Source organism: Arthrobacter sp. MDT1-49-2 (genome assembly GCF_059090185.1).
In genome coordinates this window covers 17,490-37,360 of the sequence record NZ_JBNHFK010000004.1, presented here as the reverse complement: position 1 = coordinate 37,360, position 19,871 = coordinate 17,490, and the positions used below count along the sequence as shown (strand labels likewise).

Annotated in this window: 23 protein-coding genes; 15 read left to right on the top strand and 8 right to left on the bottom strand. The window is 67.3% G+C overall.

Annotation, left to right across the window (positions count from 1 at the left end):
• Positions 1 to 102: 102 nt before the first annotated feature.
• From AC5RTS_RS06955 to AC5RTS_RS06920, 8 genes are all read left to right on the top strand, one after another.
• Positions 103 to 468: a LysM peptidoglycan-binding domain-containing protein gene (locus AC5RTS_RS06955; protein ID WP_493991342.1), complete on the top strand. Its 366-nt coding sequence runs from the start codon at positions 103 to 105 to the stop codon at positions 466 to 468.
• Positions 469 to 747: 279 nt separating this feature from the next.
• On the top strand, positions 748 to 1,848 hold the full coding sequence (locus tag AC5RTS_RS06950) for a histidinol-phosphate transaminase (RefSeq protein WP_493991341.1): 1,101 nt from the start codon (positions 748 to 750) through the stop codon (positions 1,846 to 1,848).
• A gap of 108 nt (positions 1,849 to 1,956) precedes the next feature.
• Positions 1,957 to 2,574, top strand: coding sequence for an imidazoleglycerol-phosphate dehydratase HisB (gene hisB, locus AC5RTS_RS06945; RefSeq protein ID WP_493991340.1), 618 nt, complete (start codon positions 1,957 to 1,959; stop codon positions 2,572 to 2,574).
• On the top strand, positions 2,571 to 3,209 hold the full coding sequence (gene hisH, locus AC5RTS_RS06940; protein WP_493991339.1) for an imidazole glycerol phosphate synthase subunit HisH: 639 nt from the start codon (positions 2,571 to 2,573) through the stop codon (positions 3,207 to 3,209). Before hisB ends, hisH begins: the two co-directional genes overlap by 4 nt.
• A 5-nt stretch (positions 3,210 to 3,214) precedes the next feature.
• Positions 3,215 to 3,373, top strand: a complete 159-nt coding sequence (locus AC5RTS_RS06935; RefSeq protein WP_227904483.1) for a hypothetical protein — start codon at positions 3,215 to 3,217, stop codon at positions 3,371 to 3,373.
• A gap of 23 nt (positions 3,374 to 3,396) precedes the next feature.
• Positions 3,397 to 4,146 (top strand): bifunctional 1-(5-phosphoribosyl)-5-((5-phosphoribosylamino)methylideneamino)imidazole-4-carboxamide isomerase/phosphoribosylanthranilate isomerase PriA, encoded by a 750-nt coding sequence (priA, locus tag AC5RTS_RS06930; protein WP_227904486.1) that lies wholly within the window; start codon positions 3,397 to 3,399, stop codon positions 4,144 to 4,146.
• Between the two features lie 2 nt (positions 4,147 to 4,148).
• Positions 4,149 to 4,997: an SseB family protein gene (locus AC5RTS_RS06925; RefSeq protein WP_493991338.1), complete on the top strand. Its 849-nt coding sequence runs from the start codon at positions 4,149 to 4,151 to the stop codon at positions 4,995 to 4,997.
• Positions 4,998 to 5,031: 34 nt separating this feature from the next.
• Positions 5,032 to 6,345, top strand: coding sequence for an MFS transporter (locus tag AC5RTS_RS06920; RefSeq protein ID WP_493991337.1), 1,314 nt, complete (start codon positions 5,032 to 5,034; stop codon positions 6,343 to 6,345).
• Between the two features lie 87 nt (positions 6,346 to 6,432).
• Here AC5RTS_RS06920 and AC5RTS_RS06915 read toward each other — a convergent pair whose 3' ends face one another.
• A complete protein-coding gene (locus AC5RTS_RS06915; protein WP_423723770.1) occupies positions 6,433 to 6,861 on the bottom strand; it encodes a DUF1844 domain-containing protein in 429 nt (142 codons plus the stop codon).
• 409 nt (positions 6,862 to 7,270) lie between these two features.
• Here AC5RTS_RS06915 and infC point away from each other — a divergent pair, with 409 nt between their 5' ends.
• The 4 genes from infC (at position 7,271) to AC5RTS_RS06895 (ending at position 10,263) form a co-directional block, all read left to right on the top strand.
• A complete protein-coding gene (gene infC / locus AC5RTS_RS06910; RefSeq protein WP_423723771.1) occupies positions 7,271 to 8,266 on the top strand; it encodes a translation initiation factor IF-3 in 996 nt (331 codons plus the stop codon).
• A gap of 105 nt (positions 8,267 to 8,371) precedes the next feature.
• On the top strand, positions 8,372 to 8,566 hold the full coding sequence (rpmI, locus tag AC5RTS_RS06905) for a 50S ribosomal protein L35 (protein ID WP_146363238.1): 195 nt from the start codon (positions 8,372 to 8,374) through the stop codon (positions 8,564 to 8,566).
• A gap of 121 nt (positions 8,567 to 8,687) precedes the next feature.
• Entirely contained in the window at positions 8,688 to 9,332 is a 645-nt protein-coding gene (rplT, locus tag AC5RTS_RS06900) for a 50S ribosomal protein L20, sunset domain variant (protein WP_493991336.1), read from the top strand.
• Between the two features lie 22 nt (positions 9,333 to 9,354).
• Positions 9,355 to 10,263: a TrmH family RNA methyltransferase gene (locus AC5RTS_RS06895; protein ID WP_493991335.1), complete on the top strand. Its 909-nt coding sequence runs from the start codon at positions 9,355 to 9,357 to the stop codon at positions 10,261 to 10,263.
• A gap of 70 nt (positions 10,264 to 10,333) precedes the next feature.
• Here the strand turns inward: AC5RTS_RS06895 and AC5RTS_RS06890 are convergent, their stop codons facing one another.
• Complete coding sequence (locus AC5RTS_RS06890; RefSeq protein WP_493991334.1) at positions 10,334 to 11,566, bottom strand: MFS transporter; 1,233 nt, start codon at positions 11,564 to 11,566, stop codon at positions 10,334 to 10,336.
• 177 nt (positions 11,567 to 11,743) lie between these two features.
• Here AC5RTS_RS06890 and AC5RTS_RS06885 point away from each other — a divergent pair, with 177 nt between their 5' ends.
• Complete coding sequence (locus AC5RTS_RS06885; protein WP_493991548.1) at positions 11,744 to 12,187, top strand: NUDIX domain-containing protein; 444 nt, start codon at positions 11,744 to 11,746, stop codon at positions 12,185 to 12,187.
• Positions 12,188 to 12,218: 31 nt separating this feature from the next.
• On the opposite strand, the gene AC5RTS_RS06880 is transcribed toward AC5RTS_RS06885, so the two are convergent.
• Genes AC5RTS_RS06880 through AC5RTS_RS06865 form a run of 4 tightly spaced genes read right to left on the bottom strand, consistent with a single transcriptional unit; the run spans position 12,219 to position 14,617 of the window.
• A complete protein-coding gene (locus tag AC5RTS_RS06880; protein ID WP_493991333.1) occupies positions 12,219 to 12,707 on the bottom strand; it encodes an SRPBCC family protein in 489 nt (162 codons plus the stop codon).
• A complete protein-coding gene (locus AC5RTS_RS06875) occupies positions 12,688 to 13,074 on the bottom strand; it encodes an ArsR/SmtB family transcription factor (protein WP_493991332.1) in 387 nt (128 codons plus the stop codon). The genes AC5RTS_RS06880 and AC5RTS_RS06875 overlap by 20 nt, the downstream gene beginning before the upstream one ends.
• Positions 13,075 to 13,125: 51 nt before the next feature.
• A complete protein-coding gene (locus AC5RTS_RS06870; RefSeq protein WP_493991331.1) occupies positions 13,126 to 14,157 on the bottom strand; it encodes an Rv2578c family radical SAM protein in 1,032 nt (343 codons plus the stop codon).
• A gap of 34 nt (positions 14,158 to 14,191) precedes the next feature.
• Positions 14,192 to 14,617, bottom strand: coding sequence for a hypothetical protein (locus AC5RTS_RS06865; RefSeq protein WP_493991330.1), 426 nt, complete (start codon positions 14,615 to 14,617; stop codon positions 14,192 to 14,194).
• 177 nt (positions 14,618 to 14,794) lie between these two features.
• Here AC5RTS_RS06865 and pheS point away from each other — a divergent pair, with 177 nt between their 5' ends.
• Positions 14,795 to 15,871 (top strand): phenylalanine--tRNA ligase subunit alpha, encoded by a 1,077-nt coding sequence (pheS, locus tag AC5RTS_RS06860; protein ID WP_493991329.1) that lies wholly within the window; start codon positions 14,795 to 14,797, stop codon positions 15,869 to 15,871.
• Complete coding sequence (pheT, locus tag AC5RTS_RS06855) at positions 15,872 to 18,412, top strand: phenylalanine--tRNA ligase subunit beta (protein WP_493991328.1); 2,541 nt, start codon at positions 15,872 to 15,874, stop codon at positions 18,410 to 18,412.
• A gap of 79 nt (positions 18,413 to 18,491) precedes the next feature.
• Here pheT and AC5RTS_RS06850 read toward each other — a convergent pair whose 3' ends face one another.
• Positions 18,492 to 18,836 (bottom strand): TfoX/Sxy family protein, encoded by a 345-nt coding sequence (locus AC5RTS_RS06850; protein ID WP_493991327.1) that lies wholly within the window; start codon positions 18,834 to 18,836, stop codon positions 18,492 to 18,494.
• A 71-nt stretch (positions 18,837 to 18,907) separates the two neighbouring features.
• A complete protein-coding gene (locus AC5RTS_RS06845) occupies positions 18,908 to 19,870 on the bottom strand; it encodes a quinone oxidoreductase family protein (protein ID WP_493991326.1) in 963 nt (320 codons plus the stop codon).
• Position 19,871: the final 1 nt, after the last annotated feature.

Below are 19,871 nucleotides of genomic sequence, written 5' to 3'. Positions count from 1 at the left end.
CCCACCAGATGTTCGAATGCACTTTCGAGCCACAGCGCTTCCTCCCGTGCTTGCGGGGGCGCGGCGCGGCCGTTCGGTGCTTCGGACCGGAAAGGTATTGACATGTCAGTACATGTACTTCCCTCGGTTCCTTCGGCAGCCGCACCCGTTTCATCCGATGCACCCCTGCGGCTTACCCGCCGGGGCCGGCTTCTCCTGGTCGGGGCACCCCTGATGCTGACCACGGCCGCCCTGCTGGTCTTTGTCGGATTCTTTACCGCTCCGGCCATGGCATCGGGCAACTCCCCGGAGCAGACCCGTACCATCCAGGTGGCTGTTTCGAACGGGGATTCCCTGTGGTCGCTGGCCACGGAGTTCGCTCCTGAGCGGGATCCCCGGACGGTGGTTGCCGACATCGTGGAGCTGAACAATCTGGACGATGCCACCGTGCCGGCCGGGCGCCAGCTCTACATCCCGGTGGCGCGCTAACCTACCGGACACCCCGGTGCCCACGCACGGTGACGAGCCCATGTGCGCTGACCAATCCACCCGCGCTGACCAATCCACCCGCGCTGGCCAGCCGCACGCGCGCTGACGAAAAAGAGCCGCCCGCTGCCTAAGAACGCCGTCCGTTGCCGGCGCCGGACGCAGCTTTCCACATGCAGGGACCAGCCTCCGCGGGGGTACCGGTCTTCATGGAGGGACTTAGTCGCTGTGGAGATGGCCTCGGATTCCGGAACTGTCCACGCCGCGCCTTAAGCTGTAGTGGTGAGTGAACAGCTGGAAAACCTGAACCGACTTCCCCTGCGCGATGACCTCAGGGGCCTGACGCCCTACGGGGCCCCGCAGCTGGATGTGCCGATCCTGCTGAACGTGAACGAAAATACCCATGGACTGCCCGAGCACGTACGCCGGGCCATCGTTGCCGAAGTGGAGTCCGCTGTCGGCGGCCTGAACCGCTACCCGGACCGGGAATTCACGCAGCTGCGGGAAAATCTGGCAAAGTACCTCGGCCACGGCCTGGCGGCGGAGAACATCTGGGCAGGCAACGGCTCCAATGAAGTCCTCCAGCAGATCCTGCAGGCTTTCGGCGGACCCGGCCGGACAGCCATGAGCTTCCCGCCCACCTACTCCATGTATCCGTTGCTCGCCAGCGGTACCGGTACCGCCTACATCACCGGCACCCGGGAAGCGGATTTCTCCCTCACTCCCGAATCGGCGGCCGCGCAGATCCGGGCCCAGACCCCGAACATCATCATTTTGTGCACGCCGAACAATCCCACGGGAACGGCCCTGGGCCTGGACGTCATCGAAGCCGCGTATGAGGCGGGCGAAGCATCCAACGCCATTGTGGTGGTTGACGAGGCCTACGCCGAGTTCTCCCACGCGGATACTCCCAGCGCCCTGCAGTTGCTTCCCGGACGGGAACGCCTGATTGTCTCCCGCACCATGTCCAAGGCCTTCGCCCTGGCCGGCGCACGCATCGGCTACCTGGCGGCGGCACCCCAGATTGCCGATGCCCTGCGCCTGGTCCGGCTGCCGTACCACCTGTCCGCCATCACCCAGGCCACGGCGAACGCCGCCCTGACCCACTCCGACGCCCTCCTCTCCAATGTGGAGGACATCAAGGGCCAGCGTGACCGGATTGTGCGGGAGCTGACCGAACTCGGACTGGACCCCGCACCGTCGGACGCAAACTTCGTGCTGTTCGGCGGGATGGAGAATCCCCGTGCCGTCTGGGAAGGCCTGCTGGAAGCCGGCGTCCTGGTCAGGGATATCGGCATCGAGGGCCATCTGCGCGTCACCGCCGGCACGGAAGCTGAAACGGATACCTTCCTCACGGCGCTGCGGACCCTGCTCCCCGCCTGAACAGCCCGCGGCACCCCTGATTCAGGGACCCGGCCGCACCGGGACTAAACTGAGAACCTGCCGGCGCTTTGCCCATTGCCCCGGCCCCGACCTTCCTGAAGGAACCCCATGACTGTGGAGACCGCTACCGGACGCACCGCCCGCCTTGAGCGGACCACGAGCGAATCGTCCGTCCTCGTTGAACTGGACCTGGACGGCACCGGCCGTGCCGACATCAGCACCTCCGTGCCGTTTTATGACCACATGCTGAACGCGTTGGCCAAGCACTCGCTGATGGACCTCACCGTACGGGCCACCGGCGACACGCACATCGACGTCCACCACACCGTCGAGGACATTGCCATCAGCATCGGCGAGGCGCTCAAGACCGCCCTGGGCACCAAGGCAGGCATCCGCCGTTTCGGCGAGGCCACGGTTCCGCTGGACGAGGCGCTGGCACACGCCGTCGTCGACATTTCCGGCCGGCCCTATCTGATGCACTCCGGTGAACCTGCCGGACAGGAATACCACCTGATCGGCGGGCACTTCACCGGCTCGCTTACCCGGCACGTGTTTGAGGCCATCACCCTGCACGCCCAGATCTGCCTGCACATGCGGGTGCTGGGCGGACGCGACCCGCACCACATTGTCGAAGCGCAGTTCAAGGCCTTCGCCCGCGCCCTCCGCGCCGCCGTGGAATCCGATCCGCGGGTAGAGGGCATTCCGTCCACGAAGGGCGCCCTGTGAGCGCCCGCAACGTCACTGTCCTGGACTACGGTTCCGGAAACATCCGCTCAGCCGTGCGCGCCCTTGAGCACGCCGGTGCCAACGTCACCCTCAGTGCCAAGCCCGACGACGTCCTGAACGCAGAGGGACTCGTAGTTCCCGGCGTCGGCGCGTTCGCGGCCGTGATGCAGGGCCTCAAAGACGTGGACGCCATCCGCATGATCGGCCGCCGGGTTGCCGGCGGGCGCCCGGTCCTGGGCATCTGCGTTGGGCTTCAGGTCCTCTTCGACGAGGGCGTGGAACACGGCGTCCGGACCAAGGGCATGGGTGAATGGCCCGGGGTGGTCGAGCGGCTCGCTGCCGACGTCGTGCCCCACATGGGCTGGAACACCGTGACCCCGCCGGAAGGCTCGGCATTGTTCGACGGAATCGAGGAGGAACGGTTCTACTTCGTGCACAGCTACGGCGTGCAGAAGTGGGACTTCGACGTCACGCAGCCGGCCATGCGCCCGCCCCAGGTCACCTGGGCGGACCACGGCGGACCGTTCATCGCCGCCGTCGAGAACGGCGCGCTGTCAGCCACCCAGTTCCACCCGGAAAAGTCCGGTGAAGCCGGCGCAGCGCTGCTGAACAACTGGCTGAAGACGCTGGGCTAGCGGCTATGTGGAGCATTGTTCTTATGGGCCTGGCCGGGCTGCTGATCGGCGGTGCGGTGTCCTTCCGCAGCCAGGGCATGTCCAAAATTATTGTTATCAGTTTCTGGGTTTTGGCCGGAATGGCCCTGCTGGGCGCCTACCTGCTGACCCTCAACCTCTCCTGACCCCACCACCGAAAGCACAAGAGATGCCCTTCAGCGAAACACCCGTCCTTGAACTCCTGCCCGCCGTGGACGTGGCCGACGGCCAGGCCGTGCGCCTTGTGCAGGGCGAAGCCGGCAGCGAGACCAGCTACGGCGATCCGCTGGATGCCGCCCTTGCCTGGCAGAATGACGGCGCGGACTGGGTCCATCTGGTGGATCTGGACGCCGCCTTCGGCCGCGGCTCCAACCTGGACCTGCTCAGCCGCGTGGTGAAATCCCTGGACATCAAGGTGGAACTGTCCGGCGGCATCCGCGACGACGAGTCACTGGACAAGGCCCTGGAACTCGGTGCGGCACGTGTGAACCTCGGCACCGCTGCACTGGAGAACCCCGAGTGGACCGCCAGCGCCATTGCCCGCTACGGCCAGGCCATCGCCGTCGGCCTCGATGTCCGCGGCACCACGCTGGCGGCACGCGGCTGGACCAAGGAAGGCGGCGACCTCTGGGAGGTGCTGGCCCGCCTCGAGGAAGCCGGCTGCCCGCGCTACGTGGTCACGGACGTGACGAAGGACGGCACGCTGCGCGGACCGAACATCGAGCTGCTGCGCGAGGTGCTGAAGCGTACCGACCGCCCCGTGGTGGCTTCCGGCGGCATCTCGAGCCTGGATGACCTGGCAGCCCTGCGCGAGCTGGTTCCCCTGGGCCTGGAAGGAACCATTGTGGGCAAGGCCCTGTACGCCGGTGCCTTCACCCTGCCGCAGGCCTTCGACGTCGCCGGGCACCCGGACCGCTGAGAATGGCTGCCCGCGAACTGCCCGGACATATCGCTGCGGCACTGGCCGGCGCCGGCGGCCCCACTGATTCGGCGGGGCAGCCGTGGGCAGGCCGGGACCTGGCCGGTGAGGGAAACCCGCTCCACAATTTCGACAGCGATGACGGACGGGCCAATCCCCGTTACGTGGACGCCGTCGCCAAGCTGATCGCCGGCACCGGCACTGAAGCCGAGGTGGTGGCCTCCCTCGCCACCGCCCGCGTGTTTGTCCCGATTGTGGCCGTGCTCGGCGAGGAAACCGAATCCGAGCACGGACTCACGGCCGATAAACAGGCGGACATGGCGCTGGTCACCCTGACCGCGCCGGACGGACGCAAGGCACTGCCGGTCTTCACGTCGGTTGAGGCACTGGAACGCTGGCACTCCGAAGCCCGGCCGGTGGCCGTGTATACGCCGCGGGCAGCGCTCTCCGCTGTTTCGGAGGATGCCCAGCTGCTGGTGGTCGACCCGGGAGCGGATTTCACTTTTGTGGTCCGCCGCCCGGCCATGTGGGCGCTCGGCCAGCAGCGCGACTGGGTGCCGTGTTACACCGACCCCGCCCTGGTGGAGATGGCCGAAGCGGCCGCCGGGCCGGACCCGCAGATCCTGGCGGTAACGCTGCAGCAGGGGCAGGGCACCGCCTCCAGGACCGCCGACGGAACACCGGTGGGCGGGGGAGGGGCCGGCCCGGAGCTTAGAATGATTCTCCAGCTTGCGCCCGGACTTGGTCCGCAGGACATCCAGGCCATTGTGGCCGCCCTGCAACAGCGTTTGACTGCCAACCCCGAGTTTGTTGAGCGCGTGGATTCCCTGGACATCAAAATCACCCGCTGACCCGTCAGGCGTAACCCGCCGGAAGAGAACTGCCGTGAATTTTGGTCTTTACCGCGAAATGCTGCGGATCGCACCGATCCGCCGCCTGCTGATAGTCGGAATGATCGCCCGGTTTCCGCATTCCGCGGCGGGCGTCCTGCTCACCCTGCATGTAGTGAACACCATGGACCGGGGCTATGCGGCCGCAGGTGCCGTGGCAGCCGTGGTCACCATCGGCATCGCCGTGGGCGCTCCCTGGCGGGGACGGCGGGTGGACACCATTGGGCTCCGGAAGGCCCTGATCCCGTCGGTCATCGCCGAGGCAGTGATCTGGAGTACGGCCCCGCACGTGAGCTTTGAGTGGCTGCTGGTCCTTGCACTGGTGGGCGGAGTGTTCACCCTCCCGGTCTTCAGTGTGGTCCGCCAGTCCCTCGGTGTGCTGGCCACAGGCGAACAGCGGCGTACCGCCTTTGCGCTCGACTCCATCGTCACCGAGCTCATCTTTATGATGGGCCCCGCGCTGGGGGCCGTGATTGCCACGCAGATATCCTCCGTGATCGGCCTGACCGCGGTGGGACTTTCCGCGGCCGTGGCCGGGCTCCTGCTGATCTGGTTCAACCCGCCCACGCGTTCCCCGGAACCGGAGAAGGCTGTGACCGCAGTTGACGAGCAGGAGGCTGCGGCGGCCACCGCTGTGGCGGTGGCGCCGGCAAATATCCAGGAAGCGCCGATGGAGCTTACCGGTGCGGGCCTGCCGGACGGACCGCAGAACATGTTCGAGCGGCTGCGTCACGGAGTGGCCGGGAACTTCACCTGGTTCAGCCCGGCAGTGGCCGTGGTGTTCGCCGTTGCCATAGGTGCAGGGCTTTTGCTCTCCAGTACCGACGTCGGGATTGTGGCCTCGGTGGAAGCCGGCGGCAATCCGTCCGAGGTCGGCATCGTTTTCGTGGCCTGGTGTGCCGCCTCAGCCATTGGCGGGATTGTCTACGGCGCCATGAAGCGCCGCTTCTCGCCGATGTCCCTGCTGCTGACCATGGCGGTGCTGACCATGCCGATGGCCTTCGCCACGGACACCCTGAGCCTGGCCCTGCTATCCATTCCCGCAGGCCTGCTCTGCGCCCCTGTGCTCTCGGCCGCCTCGGAACGGGTGGCGGACCTGGTGGCCGAGAACCGGCGCGGTGAAGCCATGGGCTGGTACGGCTCCTCCATGACGGCCGGCACCGCACTGGGGGCACCCGTGGCGGGCCTGGCCATCGACGTCATCGGCCCCTGGTCCGGTTTCCTGCTGGCCGGCGGTGCAGCCGCCGTGCTGGTCCTGGCAACCCTGTCCGCCCGCCGGCTGTTCCTGCGTTCCGCCCCGGTCCGCTAGGCCGTCCCCGCCCGGCCCCGGGCATCAAAAAAGCCCGAGGGGCCTGCTGCGGCAGGCTCCTCGGGCGGTATGCGGTGCGGAGGGGGGTTAGCTGACGGGGCCGGTGAACTTCTCGCCCGGACCCTTGCCCGGGGCATCCTGGATAACCGACGCTTCGCGGAAGGCAAGCTGCAGGGACCGCAGGCCGTCACGCAACGGTCCTGCGTGCTGGCTGCCGATTTCCGGCGCCGCAGCCGTGACAAAGCCGGCCAGGGCGGTGATCAGTTTCCGTGCCTCGTCCAGGTCCTTGAGGGCCTCGGCATCGTCGCCTTCGGCCAGGCCGCACTTGACCGCTGCAGCGCTCATCAGGTGGACCGCCGCCGTCGTAATGACCTCGACGGCCGGAACCTCGGCGATGTCGCGCATCTGGTCGGCGACTTCCTGCTGTGCAGCAGCAGCGGTTTCGGACTCTTCGGTTGTTCCGGGGAAGGAATGGCGGGTTGCTTCCCCTGCCGGATTGCTCTGTGGGGTACTCATACTGGTAAGCTTGTCACAGACCGACTGGTTGTCGTTACTTTCAATGCCCACTACGGGCAGGATGAAAATCACACTTTCTCCTGAAGGCGGCGTAACCGGTATGCAAGCGGAGTCCCCTCCCACCCGCGTCAGCCTGACTGCCCGTAAAGGCCGCAGAGTTGCCGGGTTCAGGTCGGCCCCGACGGGCCAGCAGCAGGAAAGTCCACGGACTTCCCGAAGCGGCTGAACCGTTCCGGGAGCTAACTGCCTCGAACCGGCTTCGAGACAGTTACCGCCGAACCTCCTACGGGCCTCCGATTGCGCTTGCAATTGGGGGCCTTCTTCAGTTGCAGGCGGTAGCCGTTTTGAACAACACAGGAGCTGCAACATTAGCGAGCCAAGAATCAATGATCGGATCCGCGTCCCCGAGGTGCGGCTGGTAGGTCCGGCAGGTGAGCAGGTAGGCGTGGTCCGCATTGAGGACGCACTCCGCCTTGCAGCCGAGTCCGACCTGGATCTTGTTGAGGTAGCACCGCAGGCAAAGCCCCCGGTGTGCAAACTAATGGACTTCGGCAAGTACAAGTACGAAGCCGCCGTCAAGGCACGCGAAGCCCGGAAGAACCAGACGAACACCGTTCTGAAGGAAATCCGGTTCCGCCTGAAGATTGACACCCACGACTACGAAACCAAGCGTGGCCACGCCATGCGGTTCCTGGGCGCAGGTGACAAGGTCAAGGCCATGATCCAGTTCCGCGGCCGTGAGCAGCAGCGCCCCGAAATGGGCATGAAGCTGCTGAACAAGTTCGCCGAGGACGTCGCAGAAGTCGGTGTGGTTGAGTCCACGCCGCGCATCGACGGCCGCAACATGGTCATGGTCATCGGCCCGCTGAAGAACAAGGCCGAAGCCAAGGCCGAAGCACGCCGCGCCACGCAGCGTGCAGACGCCAAGGCTGCCAACGAGGCTGCCAGGAACGGTGAAGCACCTGCACGGGTGGATACCTCCGCCGACAAGGCTCCGATGACTCAGAGCCTTGCCGACCTCCTGCCCGACGGTCTCCGTCTGGGCTCCTCCGCTGCCGAAGCCGATAAGGCCCGCGCAGAGCAGGAGCAGGCAGAGAAGGAGCAGGCCGCCAAGCGCGCCAAGGCTGCAGCTGCCGAAAAGGCCGCCACCGAGGCCCGCCGCGTTGCCGCTGCCAGCAAGCCGGCCCCCGCGCCGGCCGCTGAAGCCGCTCCCGCCAAGCCTGCCGAGGCCGCCAAGCCTGCTGCTGCTCCGAAGCCCGCAGCGGTCCCGAAGCCCAGTGCGGCAAAGCCTGCAGCACCGCCCAAGCCGGCTGCCCGGCCCAAGCCTGCTGCGGCCCCCAAGCCTGCCGGCAAGTCGTCCCCGCGGGGAACGTCCGGCTCGAACAAGCCCGGAACTGCAGAGTAGTTTTCCTGCACGCTGTCCTGGCACCAGTAATGAAGCCCTGACACCTGCCCAGGTGTCGAAAGCCCCGCGGGCCTGCCCGCGGAAACCTAAAGGAGATCGGTAGACATGCCGAAGATGAAGACCCACAGTGGCGCCAAGAAGCGCTTCAAGCTGACCGGTACCGGCAAGCTCAAGCGCCAGCAGGCTAACCGCCGCCACTACCTGGAGCACAAGCCCTCCACGCTGACCCGCCGCCTGGCCAACGACAAGCTCGTTGCACCGGCTGACGCCAAGGTCATCAAGAAGATGCTGGGCATCTAACTAATCCCCGACAGCCGTCCCCTCCGGGCCGGCTTCATCCCATCAAAGCTTTCCCCGCTCCTGGGCCTTCCAGGCGCAGTGACTTACCAAGTCGGGGAGATTTACCAAAAGGAGTACGCACGTGGCACGTGTGAAGCGGGCGCTTAACGCCCACAAGAAGCGTCGGGTTATTCTCGAGCGCGCCAAGGGTTACCGCGGACAGCGTTCGCGCCTGGTCCGTAAGGCCAAAGAGCAGCTGCTGCACTCGTTTGTGTACAGCTACGGTGACCGCCGCAAGCGCAAGGGCGACTTCCGCCGCCTGTGGATCCAGCGCATCAACGCTGCTTCCCGCGCCAACGGCCTGACCTACAACCGCCTGATCCAGGGCCTGAAGCTGGCCGAGATCCAGGTTGACCGCCGCATGCTGGCCGAACTGGCCGTCAACGACGCCGCTGCGTTCGCTGCGCTGGTCCAGATTGCCAAGGACGCCCTGCCGTCCGACACCTCGGCTCCGGCCGTCCAGGCTGCTCCGGCTGCCAAGGCTGCTCCCGCCGCCAAGCCGGCCGCTGCCGTTGCCTCCGCCAAGGGCGGCTTCAAGGCTTCCGAGGGCGACGCCCCCGAAGGCTTCGTTATCAAGGGCAACCTGGGTTCGGGCAAGTACCACGTCCCGGGTTCCACCTGGTACGAGCAGACCGTTGCTGAATACTGGTTCGACTCCGTGGAAGCAGCCAAGGCTGCAGGCCTGGAGCCGGCAGGCGGCGAATCCCGCCAGAAGTTCCAGGGCTAAGGGAATCGGTCTCTAAAAGACGATGAACCACGAAGGGCGCCCGCAGGCACCGCTGATGTCCAATCCCCGAGCTGATCGGGTCCGAGATGTGGCGAAGCTTGCCGGGCGCTCTTCGCGCTTAAAAACCGGCCGCTTCCTGGCCGAAGGGCCGCAGGCCGTCCGCGAGGCGCTGTCCGCGCACCGGGCGGCTGCGGCGGCCGGCGGACCCGCCGTCGTGCACGAAGTGTATGCAACCCAGGCGTGCCTGGACCGCCTGCCGGAACTCGCAGATCTCGCCCGCGGGACCGTGCTCCGCTTGGCCACCGATGAAGTCCTGGCCGCCATGGCGGACACCGTGACGCCGCAGGGCATTGTCGCTGTCTGCGCCATCTCCGCCCCCACCCTCGCCGAGGTGCTGGCATCCGGCGCGAAGCTGGTAGCCGTGCTGTGCGAGGTCCGGGACCCCGGCAACGCCGGCACCGTGCTGCGTGCCGCCGATTCCGCCGGCGCTGACGCCGTGGTGCTCACCGCTTCCAGTGTTGACATCTATAACCCCAAAGCAGTGCGCTCCACTGCGGGCTCCCTGTTCCACCTGCCGGTAGTGACCGGTGCAGACTTCCCCGAGACCGTCGCCGCCCTCAAGGACGCGGGCGCAACGGTCCTGGCCGCCGACGGCTACGGGAACGTCAACCTGGACCGGCTCCAGGACCTCAGTGCCGTGCGTCGCCTGGGCGGTGGAACACCGCCTGCCGCGGACGACGACGCGCTGCCGCAGCTTGAGGCCCCGACCGCCTGGCTGTTCGGCAACGAAGCGCAGGGCCTCTCCGACGCGGAACTGGCCGCGGCCGACCACCGGGTGGCGGTGCCGCTCTACGGCAGTGCGGAGAGCCTGAACGTCGGTACCGCCGCCACCGTGTGCCTCTATGCCTCGGCACGCGCCCAGCACAACTGAGGCGGCTCACCTGCCCCAGCACAACTGAGGCGGCTCACCTGCCCCGGCACAACTGAGGCGCCCACCTGCCCTAGCGCCGCAGTGCCTCCTCAGCGGCACCTGCGGCGGGGTTGTCCGCCGTGCGACGCCGGTCCAGGGCTCCGCTGAGCAGGGCGATTCCCAGCCCCAGCACGGCCAGCACTGCACCCACGATGGCCGGTGAGCGGAAGCCCCAGCCCCACGCAATCACCAGTCCGCCTGCCATGGCGCCCAGGGCGTTGGCCATGTTCAAGGCAGCGTGGTTGAGCGACGATGCCAGCGAGGCCGCGCCGGGGGAGACATCGAGCAGCCGGGTCTGGAGCGCCGGCGTGAGGGCTGAACCGATCGCACCGACCAGGAACACCAGGATGATCGCTCCGGCCTTGTACTGGACTCCCCAGGCATAGACGGCCAGGATCAGTACGGTGCCGGTGAGGACGGCGTAGATGCTGCCCATCACCGAGCGGTCCGCGATCCGTCCGCCGACGATGTTCCCCACGACCTGTCCCACGCCGTAGAGGCCAACGATCAGCGGCAGCACTCCCATGGAGAACCCGGCCACCTCGGTCATGGTGGGGGAGATGTAGGTGTAGACCGCGAAGAAGCCGCCGAAGCCCACGGTGCCGACCAGCAGGGCGAGCCACATCTGCATGCGGCGCAGGGCGCTCAGTTCGCGCCGGATGCTGGCATCGGGGTGCGCGGCCTGGAACGGAACGAACCAGGCCACCAGGGCGACGGTCAGCAGCGCTATGGCGCCGACCAGGACGAACATCCAGCGCCAGCCGGCCAGCTGGCCCAGCCAGGTAGCGAACGGCACTCCGACCACATTGGCAATGCTCAGGCCAAGCATGACCATGGAAATGGCCCAGCCGCGCCGGGTGGGCGCCACCAGGGATGCTGCGATCACGGCAGCCACCCCAAAGAAGGCACCGTGGGGCAGGCCCGAGAGGAAGCGGGTGACCAGCAGCCAACCGTAGTCCGGTGCAATGAAGGACGAAAGATTCGCGATGGCAAAGAACGCCATGAGCCCCAGGGCCAGCCATTTGCGCGGCATCTTGGCACCCGCAGCCGCAAGCAGCGGCGCGCCGACAACGACGCCGAGGGCGTAGGCGGAGATGACGTGGCCGCCTTCAGGGACCGAGACACCCAGTTCGGCGACCATTTCCTGGAGCAGGCCCATGATGGCGAACTCGGTGGTGCCGATGGCGAAGCCGCCGGCGGCCAGGGCCGTGATGGCCAGGGAGACATGATGGGTTTTGGGCGTCAATACGCGCAGGGAAGGCATTAATGCAGGGGTGCTTTCGGATCAGCGGGTGCGCGGAGCCGTGGAAGGCACGGGCGCGGCGGGTCGACCCGTGGTCAGAGCGGAAGAACGGATGCAGCCGTTGGCCGGGGCCAAACGGCCACGGTGCCGTTCCTTCCCAGTCTAGGACAGGCGGCACCGTAGACTCGATCTGTGTCGATTTCAGAACTGAAGCAGGTAGTCGGAGCCGCGATTGTTGATGACCTGGGCCGGCCGCGGAGACTGCTGGCTGCCCGCCGGACCGCTCCCGAAGCCTTTGCCGGCATGTGGGAGTTCCCGGGCGGAAAGGTGGAGCCGGGGGAATCCTGTGAAGCCGCCCTGCACCGGGAGCTGGCCGAAGAACTGGGTATTGAAGTGGTCCTGGGTGCCGAGGTTGCCGGCCCCCTGGATCAGGGCTGGCCGTTGAACGCCAAGGCCGCCATGCGTGTCTGGCTGGTTGAAGTGAAGGCGGGGGAGCCCCGTCCGCTTCAGGACCATGACGAGCTTCGCTGGGTCCCGCTTCAGCCCGGGGCCTTGGCCGAGCTGGCCTGGATCCCCGCCGACTTCCCGATAGTCGCCGCTGTCCTGCAGGCTGCGGGGCAGCCCGCCGCCGGATCCGCCTAGCCGGAACCTGCGGCCGGGGCTGTCCGGTTCATCAGGCCGAGGCCAGAACGGTGTCCATCTGCGACATCGCCTCGGCGGCGCCTTCAACAGCGCCCATGGAGATCAGTTCCTTCATGGCGGGCCGGTCGGCAAACGCCGTCACCACCTCCACATCCGTTCCTCCGTCCCGGCCGGTGAGCGTGACTGTCACCTCCGTGACGGGCATGTCCTGGCGCCGGGTGCCGTCCTTATCGGCAAACCCGTCCCGGAAGCTCAGCCGTGTCGGCGGGCGTACAACGAGCACGTCCCACCAGCCGTGGTAGGTCTCCCCGTCCGGGCCTCTCATGTAGTAGCTGACGCTGCCTCCGGGGGAGAGGTCGTGCTGCTCAACGGTGGCCGGGTGCGTCGGCGGGCCCCACCAGCCCTCAAGCATCCGCGGGTCGGCCCAGAGTCCCCAGACTTTCTCCGGCGCTGCGTCAAACTCCGCGAGGGCGGTGATGGTCAGGGCGTCGTAATCCTTGTCAATGCTTTTCACGCTCATGGCTGGTTTTCCTTGCTCCGGGGTGGTTCCCGGCCGGTTCCTGCCGCAGCAGGTCGGACATCCGGTTTAGCCGCCCTTCCCAGGCCTCTGCCAGCGCATCCAGTGCGCTGTGTGCCTGGGCTACGGCATCCGGGGTGGTGCACACGAGCTGTTCCCTCCCGCGGCGTTCCTTGGAGACCAGACCTGCCGCTTCAAGGACCGCAACGTGTTTCTGGACCGCTGCGAAACTCATGGGGTAGGCCTCGGCCAGCCGCGATACCGACAGCTCCCCGGCTGCTGCACGGCGCAGGATATCCCTGCGCGTGCTGTCCGCCAGGGCGTGGAACAGGCGGTTCACGGCTTCATCTGACAACGTATCTACAACCATTTGGTTGTAACTTAGGCCGTACCCGTCCACCGGTCAAGACCTTTGCGGTGACTAAAAAAGCGTTCCGGCCGCCACCTGCAGTCCCGCGGCCGTCTGCGGGGCGGTCCGGGGCGCACCGCGGGTGGCGAGAAACTGGTTCCGCCCGGCGAAGCCGTAGCGCTTTTTGAAGACGGCGATCCGTCCCGCGAGCCACTGGCGGTAGTCCTTGGAGGCATAGGTGCCGCCGTTGTAGAGCTTGTCGTAGCGGGCCGAGAGCTGGGGGTAATCCCGGGCCAGCCATTCCCGGTACCACTCGCGTGCCCCCGGCCGCAGGTGAAGGGCGCCGGCGGCGACGGAGGTGGCGCCGGCCTCGGCCAGTGCGGAGAAAAGTGCGTCCAGCGACTCGTCGCCGTCGGTCAGCCACGGCAGGATGGGCATCGCCATGACGTTGCAGTCCATCCCGGCGTCGCGGATCCGCCGGATCAGGTCCAGCCGGGCCTTGGGGGAAGGTGTGCCCGGCTCAACCCGGTGGGCCAGCTCCGGATCCAGCAGGGCCAGGGAAATCCCCATGCTGATGCTCGTCTGTTGGGCGGCTTCGGCCAACAGCGGGAGATCGCGGGCCAGCAGGGTCCCCTTGGTCAGGATCGAGAACGGGGTTCCGCTGTCCGCCAGAGCCCGGATGATCCCCGGCATGAGCTTGTAGCGGCCTTCGGCGCGCTGGTATGGATCAGTATTGGTCCCCATGGCGACATGCTCGTAATCCCAGGACGGCCGCGCCAGTTCCCGGCGCAGCACCTCGGCCGCGTTCGTCTTGACAACCAGTTGGCTGTCGAAGTCCGCGCCGGTGTCCAGGTCCAGGTAGCTGTGGGTCTTGCGGGCGAAACAGTACACGCAGGCGTGGCTGCAGCCCCGGTAGGGATTCACTGTCCAGCCAAAGGGCATGGAGGACGTCCGGGGAACCTTGTTCAGGACCGACTTGGCGAGGACCTCGTGGAAAGTCACGCCTGCGAACTCCGGTGTCTGCACGGAGCGGACGAGTCCCTGAAGGGGGAGCAGCGCATCGGCCGACGGAGCTGCCTTGGGTTCCTGTTCCTGCCACCTCATGCACCCATTAGAACATACGTTCGAATATAAGTATCTAGCCCCGGCGGGTGCGGTAGCCGCCGTCGGACAGTCCGGCCAGGATCTCGAAGAGGTTCGACGACGCAGGATCTCCGGCGCGCAGCCGGGAATACCCCGCCGCGGCAAAGTAGAGCGGAAGAAAAGCCGGTCCCAGCACCGCGTACTGGGAGCTGTGCCGGGCTTCATGCTGCAGGAGGGCGGAGGCGGGGCCGGCCTCGAATGCCCGGGACACGCGGGAGCGGTAGAGGACAACGTTGCCCAGGGTGAATGCCGCCGCGCGGGGAAGGGGAAGCCTCCACCCTCCTGCCAGCAGCAGTCCGCCGGGGCCCGGCCGGACCGGCACCTTGCCCGCGCGGGCAGCGAGAAGTCCTGCCGCCGTCGTGCCGTTGACCAGGTTCAGGATCCGGCGCAGAGCCTGCATGCGGGACAGGGGAGCAGTCATGCGCCCATGCTAGGCCAGGGGCATGCCTTCACACTGCCCGGCCGGGGAGCGTGAGTTGGTTAGACTGGTAGCCGCAGGCTTCGTGCCTTTGCCTGCAGCATCTTTGTTGCTCAGCACTCGCACGTCAGCACCACCTCCATTCACCTCAACACGGCCGGAAACAGGTAAGAACGGTACATGTCGAATTCCATACCGGGGACGGACTCCCCAGACAACGCGGCACCCAATCCGCTTGACGAGACAGCCATTGCGGCTGCCGTTGATTCAGCGCTCGCAGCCATAGGCTCCGCAGCGGACCTGGATGCCCTCAAGGACGTCCGGATCGCCGTCACGGGCGAGAAGTCGCCGCTGTCCCTGGCCAACCGGACCATTGGCAAGCTGCCCAAGGACCAGAAGGCCGCCGCCGGCAAACTGGTGGGCCCGGCCCGCGGCCGCATCAATGCCGCGCTCGCAGCCCGCACGGTCGAGTTGGAAGCCGAGCGCGACGCCCGGATCCTCGTCGAAGAGGCCGTGGACGTCACTGCCGCCCCGCGGCGCCGCCGCATCGGCGGACGGCACCCCATTTCCACGCTGCAGGACCGCGTCGCAGACGTATTCGTGGGCATGGGCTGGGAAATCGCCGAAGGTCCCGAGGTGGAATCCGAGTGGTTCAACTTCGATGCGCTGAACTTCAAGCCGGACCACCCGGCCCGCGAAATGCAGGACACCTTCTTCGTGGAACCGCCCGAGGCTCACCTGGTGATGCGCACGCACACCTCCCCGGTGCAGGTCCGCTCCATGCTCGAGCGCGAGCTGCCGATCTACGTGCTGTGCCCGGGCAAGGTGTTCCGCACCGACGAACTCGATGCCACGCACACTCCGGTGTTCCACCAGTTCGAGGGCCTGGCCATCGACAAGGGCCTGACCATGGCGGATCTTGTCGGCACCCTCGAGCACTTCACCCGGGTGCTCTTCGGCGACGAGGCGAAGGTCCGGCTGCGGCCGAACTACTTCCCGTTCACCGAGCCCAGCGCCGAGCTGGACATCTGGCACCCCGGTGCCAAGGGCGGCCCGCGCTGGATCGAGTGGGGCGGCTGCGGCATGGTCAACCCCAACGTGCTCCGCGCCGCCGGGATCGACCCCGAGGTCTATTCAGGTTTTGCCTTCGGCATGGGCATTGACCGTGCCCTCATGTTCCGCAACGAGGTTTCGGACATGCACGAAATGATTGAAGGCGACGTACGTTTCAGCGAACACTTCGGGATGGAGATCTAAGTGAGAATCCCACTTTCCTGGCTGCGCGAGTATGCCCAGGTTCCGGCGGACGCAACCGCCGAAGATGTCATGGAGGACCTGGTAAAGGTCGGCCTGGAGGAAGAGGACGTTCACCGTCCCTCCGACGAGCTGCAGGGTCCGATTGTGGTGGGCCAGGTGCTCAGCATGGACCCCGAGCCGCAGAGCAACGGCAAGACCATCAACTGGTGCACGGTCCGCGTGGTCCCCGAGGGAGCCGAGCAGACCCTCACCGGCAAGGGCATTGAGCCCTCCGGCGTGCAGGGCATTGTCTGCGGTGCACACAACTTCACGGTGGGGGACAAGGTGGTTGTCACCCTGCCCGGCGCCGTGCTGCCCGGAGACTTCCGGATCAGCCCGCGCAAGACCTACGGCCACGTCTCCGCCGGCATGATTGCCTCGGTGCGTGAACTGGGCATCGGCGAGGACCATGACGGGATTCTGGTCCTCTCCACCCTGGGCCTGGACCCCGAGGTCGGCACCGACGCCATGGAGCTGCTGGGCCTGTACGACCAGGCGGCTGAAATCAACGTCACCCCGGACCGCGGTTACGTCTTCTCCATCCGCGGCGCCGCCCGCGAGTACGCCCACGCCACCGGGACCAAGTTCACCGACCCGGCTGCCGCCGTCGTTGTCCCCGAGGCTGACGGCAACGGATACCCGGTACGGCTCGACGACGCCGCGCCCATCTACGGCAAGCCCGGCTGCGACCGGTTCGTGGCCCGCACCGTGCGCGGCGTGGATCCCTCCCGGCCCACCCCGCCGTGGATGTCCGCCCGGCTGCGCCTGGCCGGCATACGCTCCATCTCGCTGGTAGTGGATATTTCCAACTATGTGATGCTCGAACTGGGCCAGCCGCTGCACTTCTACGATCTGGATAAGCTCACCGGCGAGATCGTGGTCCGCCGCGCCGCCGAGGGCGAAACCCTGAAGACGCTGGATGAGAAGGAACGCAGGCTCTCCCCGGAGGACCTCCTGATCACCGACGGCTCCGGTGCCATCGGCATCGCCGGCGTGATGGGCGGAGCCTCCACCGAGGTGTCCGATGGTACGCAGAACGTCCTGATCGAGGCCGCACACTTCGAGGAAGTGAGCATCGCCCGCTCGCGCCGCCGGCACAAGCTGCCCTCCGAAGCCTCCAAGCGCTTCGAGCGCGGCGTGGACTGGAACGTGGCCGATGTGGCTGCCCAGCGCGCAGTGGACCTGCTGGTGGAACTCGCCGGCGGCACTGCCGATGCGTCCGTGACCGACGTCGGCACCGCGCCCGAACCCCGGCGCATCGAACTGCCGGCGCAGTTCCCGTCCCGGCTCATCGGCCTGGACTTCACCGAGTCCCAGATCACCGGCACGCTGCAGGACCTGGGTGCCTCCGTGGAGAAGACCTCCGAGGGCTACCTGGTCACCCCGCCGAGCTGGCGGCCGGACCTGGAGACCCCGCAGGACGTCACCGAGGAGATCATCCGCCTGGTGGGGTATGACAAGATTCCCTCCACCCTGCCCGTGGCCCCTCCCGGACGCGGCCTGACCCGGATCCAGCAGCAGCGCCGCCGGCTGATGTCATCGCTCGCTGCGGCCGGCCTCACCGAGGTGCTGTCCTACCCGTTCGTCACCGAAACGGACAACAACACCTTCGGCGCACCGGAGGAAGGCGGCGTGCCGGCACTGAAGCTGGCCAATCCGCTCAGCGCCGAGTACGGCTACCTGCGGACCTCGGTGCTGCCGGGCCTGTTCGAGGTGGCCAAGCGGAACATGTCCCGCGGGTTCCGCGACCTGGCCCTGTTCGAATCCGGGACGGTCTTCCTGCCCGGCGAGCACGTTGGCACCGAAAGCATCCCTCCGCTGGGCGCCAAACCGTCGGACGAGGTGCTGGATGAGCTGTATGCAGGCATCCCCGACCAGCCGCTGCACGTGGGTGTGCTGCTGGCCGGCCACGAGTCCGCTCCCGGCGCCGGCACCACGCCGCGCCCCTGGGACTGGGCCGACGCCGTGGACTTCGCCCGGCTGATGGGCGACGTTCTGGGCGTGGAACTGGTGGTGGAACAGGGAACCCACCAGGCCTTCCATCCCGGCCGGACCGCGCGCATTGCGCTGCGCAGCGGCGAGACCGTGGGCTACGCCGGCGAGCTGCACCCGAAGCTGCTCGCCGTCCGGGACATGCCGGCCCGGACCGTGGCCGCGGAACTGGACGTGGATGCGCTCTTTGATGCCGCGCCCGATGTCATCGTCGCCCGCCCCATCTCCAGCTTCCCCATCTCCACGCAGGATGTGGCCCTGGTGGTGGCCGAGGATGTGCCGGCTGAGCAGGTCCGCGAGGCCCTGCGTGAAGGTGCCGGCGAGCTGCTCGAAGACGTGGCACTGTTCGACGTCTACGCAGGAGCGGGAATCGAGCCCGGCTCCAAGTCGCTGGCCTTCGCGCTTCGCTTCCGTGCACCGGACCGGACGCTGACGGCCGACGAGGCCTCGGAGGCGCGGGCCGCCGCCGTCGCCCTGGCCGCCGAACGCTTCGGTGCCGTCCAGCGCTAGCCAGGCAGCCAACAGGCAATGAAAAGGGTCCCGCCGGATTGTCCGGCGGGACCCTTTTCCGCTGCACGCCGGGGAACCGTCAGCCGGGCACTTCCCCGGAGTCCAGGCCGACCGTGACCCACCACGCGAGGTCCTCGTCGCTGGCCAGCCGGGACTCCGGAACCGACAGCCAGTTCCGTCCCATGGGACGGTTGCTGCCCATCACGGCCTCCTCAGCCCCGCGTTCCAGCAGATCCTCATAGCGGGCGGGATCAATGTGCACCAGCAGGTCGCCGCCGGCGCCGGCCGCGACGGCCAGGCGCTCGTCCACCATAAAGGACAGTCCGCCGAACATACGCACCTCACGGACGTTGGGCTGCGGAGCCAGGACCTGCCGCAGCCGCCCCGCCAGATAGTCGCGGGCCACCGGGCGATTCGTCACCATGCCGGGCCTCCTTGCCTTGCGTTGCTCATGGTCCCCTGCGCTGGATATTAGGCCCCGCGCGCCGGGTCCCGCTAGGGGACCAGCACTACCTTGCCGGTGGTCCGCCGGCCCTCCAGGTCCGCCTGCGCCCGGGAGGCCTCCGAGAGCGGGTACGTCGCTCCGATCCGTACGTCCAGCGTTCCGGCCAGCACGGCATCGAAGAGTTCGCGTGCCCGCCACCGCCGTTCCTCCGGGGTGAGCAGATAGTGCGCCAGGGTGGGGCGGGTGAGGAAGAGCGAACCCGAGGAGTTCAGCCGCTGGATATCGAACGGCGGCACCTGCCCGGAGGCTCCGCCGAAGAGCACCATCATGCCGCGCGTGTGCAGGCTCGCCAGGGAGCCATCAAAGGTGGATGCCCCCACGCCGTCGTACACCACATCCACGCCTGTGCCCCCGGTCAACGCCCGGACCTGGCCCGTGAACCCGTCGTAGCGCAGCACATGGTCTGCGCCGGCTCCGCGGGCCAGGACTTCCTTTTCCTCGCTGGAGACGGTGGTGATGACGGTGGCGCCCTTGGCCTTCAGCAGCTGGATCAGCAGCAGTCCCACCCCGCCGGCGCCGGCATGGACCAGGGCCGTCTGCCCGTCCTGCACCGGGAAAGTCGAGTTGCACAGGTAGTGCGCGGTCATGCCCTGGAGCAGCAGGGCGGCAGCCGTTTCATCGCTGATCCCGGCGGGTATCGGCAGGGCGACGTCGGCGTCCATTACCGTGTACTCGGCGTAGGTTCCTCCACCCTCCGCGGTGGCCACCCGGTCTCCTTCCCGGAACCCGGACTCCAGCCCGGCCGAGACCACCGTGCCGGCGGCCTCGGCACCGGGTATGAAGGGATATGACATGGGGTAGACCCCGGCGCGCTTATAGGTGTCGATGAAGTTCACCCCTGCCGCAGCCACTTTCACCAGCACCTGGTGCGGGCCGGGCTCGGGCAGGTCAACGTCTTCGTAACGCAGGATTTCGGGTCCGCCCGCCTGTGGGACGACAATGGCTTTATGCATG

Bases quoted from the DNA above. Each gene is read 5' to 3' on its own strand.
- AC5RTS_RS06895 (WP_493991335.1), top strand. From the start codon at position 9,355: ATGAACCACGAAGGGCGCCCGCAGGCACCGCTGATGTCCAATCCCCGA.
- AC5RTS_RS06845 (WP_493991326.1), bottom strand. From the start codon at position 19,870: ATGCATAAAGCCATTGTCGTCCCACAGGCGGGCGGACCCGAAATCCTG.
- priA (WP_227904486.1), top strand. From the start codon at position 3,397: ATGCCCTTCAGCGAAACACCCGTCCTTGAACTCCTGCCCGCCGTGGAC.
- pheS (WP_493991329.1), top strand. From the start codon at position 14,795: ATGTCGAATTCCATACCGGGGACGGACTCCCCAGACAACGCGGCACCC.
- AC5RTS_RS06915 (WP_423723770.1), bottom strand. From the start codon at position 6,861: ATGAGTACCCCACAGAGCAATCCGGCAGGGGAAGCAACCCGCCATTCC.
- AC5RTS_RS06870 (WP_493991331.1), bottom strand. From the start codon at position 14,157: ATGAGGTGGCAGGAACAGGAACCCAAGGCAGCTCCGTCGGCCGATGCG.
- AC5RTS_RS06955 (WP_493991342.1), top strand. From the start codon at position 103: ATGTCAGTACATGTACTTCCCTCGGTTCCTTCGGCAGCCGCACCCGTT.
- AC5RTS_RS06880 (WP_493991333.1), bottom strand. From the start codon at position 12,707: ATGAGCGTGAAAAGCATTGACAAGGATTACGACGCCCTGACCATCACC.
- rpmI (WP_146363238.1), top strand. From the start codon at position 8,372: ATGCCGAAGATGAAGACCCACAGTGGCGCCAAGAAGCGCTTCAAGCTG.
- AC5RTS_RS06850 (WP_493991327.1), bottom strand. From the start codon at position 18,836: ATGGTGACGAATCGCCCGGTGGCCCGCGACTATCTGGCGGGGCGGCTG.
- AC5RTS_RS06890 (WP_493991334.1), bottom strand. From the start codon at position 11,566: ATGCCTTCCCTGCGCGTATTGACGCCCAAAACCCATCATGTCTCCCTG.
- AC5RTS_RS06865 (WP_493991330.1), bottom strand. From the start codon at position 14,617: ATGACTGCTCCCCTGTCCCGCATGCAGGCTCTGCGCCGGATCCTGAAC.
- AC5RTS_RS06925 (WP_493991338.1), top strand. From the start codon at position 4,149: ATGGCTGCCCGCGAACTGCCCGGACATATCGCTGCGGCACTGGCCGGC.
- AC5RTS_RS06935 (WP_227904483.1), top strand. From the start codon at position 3,215: ATGTGGAGCATTGTTCTTATGGGCCTGGCCGGGCTGCTGATCGGCGGT.
- AC5RTS_RS06875 (WP_493991332.1), bottom strand. From the start codon at position 13,074: ATGGTTGTAGATACGTTGTCAGATGAAGCCGTGAACCGCCTGTTCCAC.
- hisB (WP_493991340.1), top strand. From the start codon at position 1,957: ATGACTGTGGAGACCGCTACCGGACGCACCGCCCGCCTTGAGCGGACC.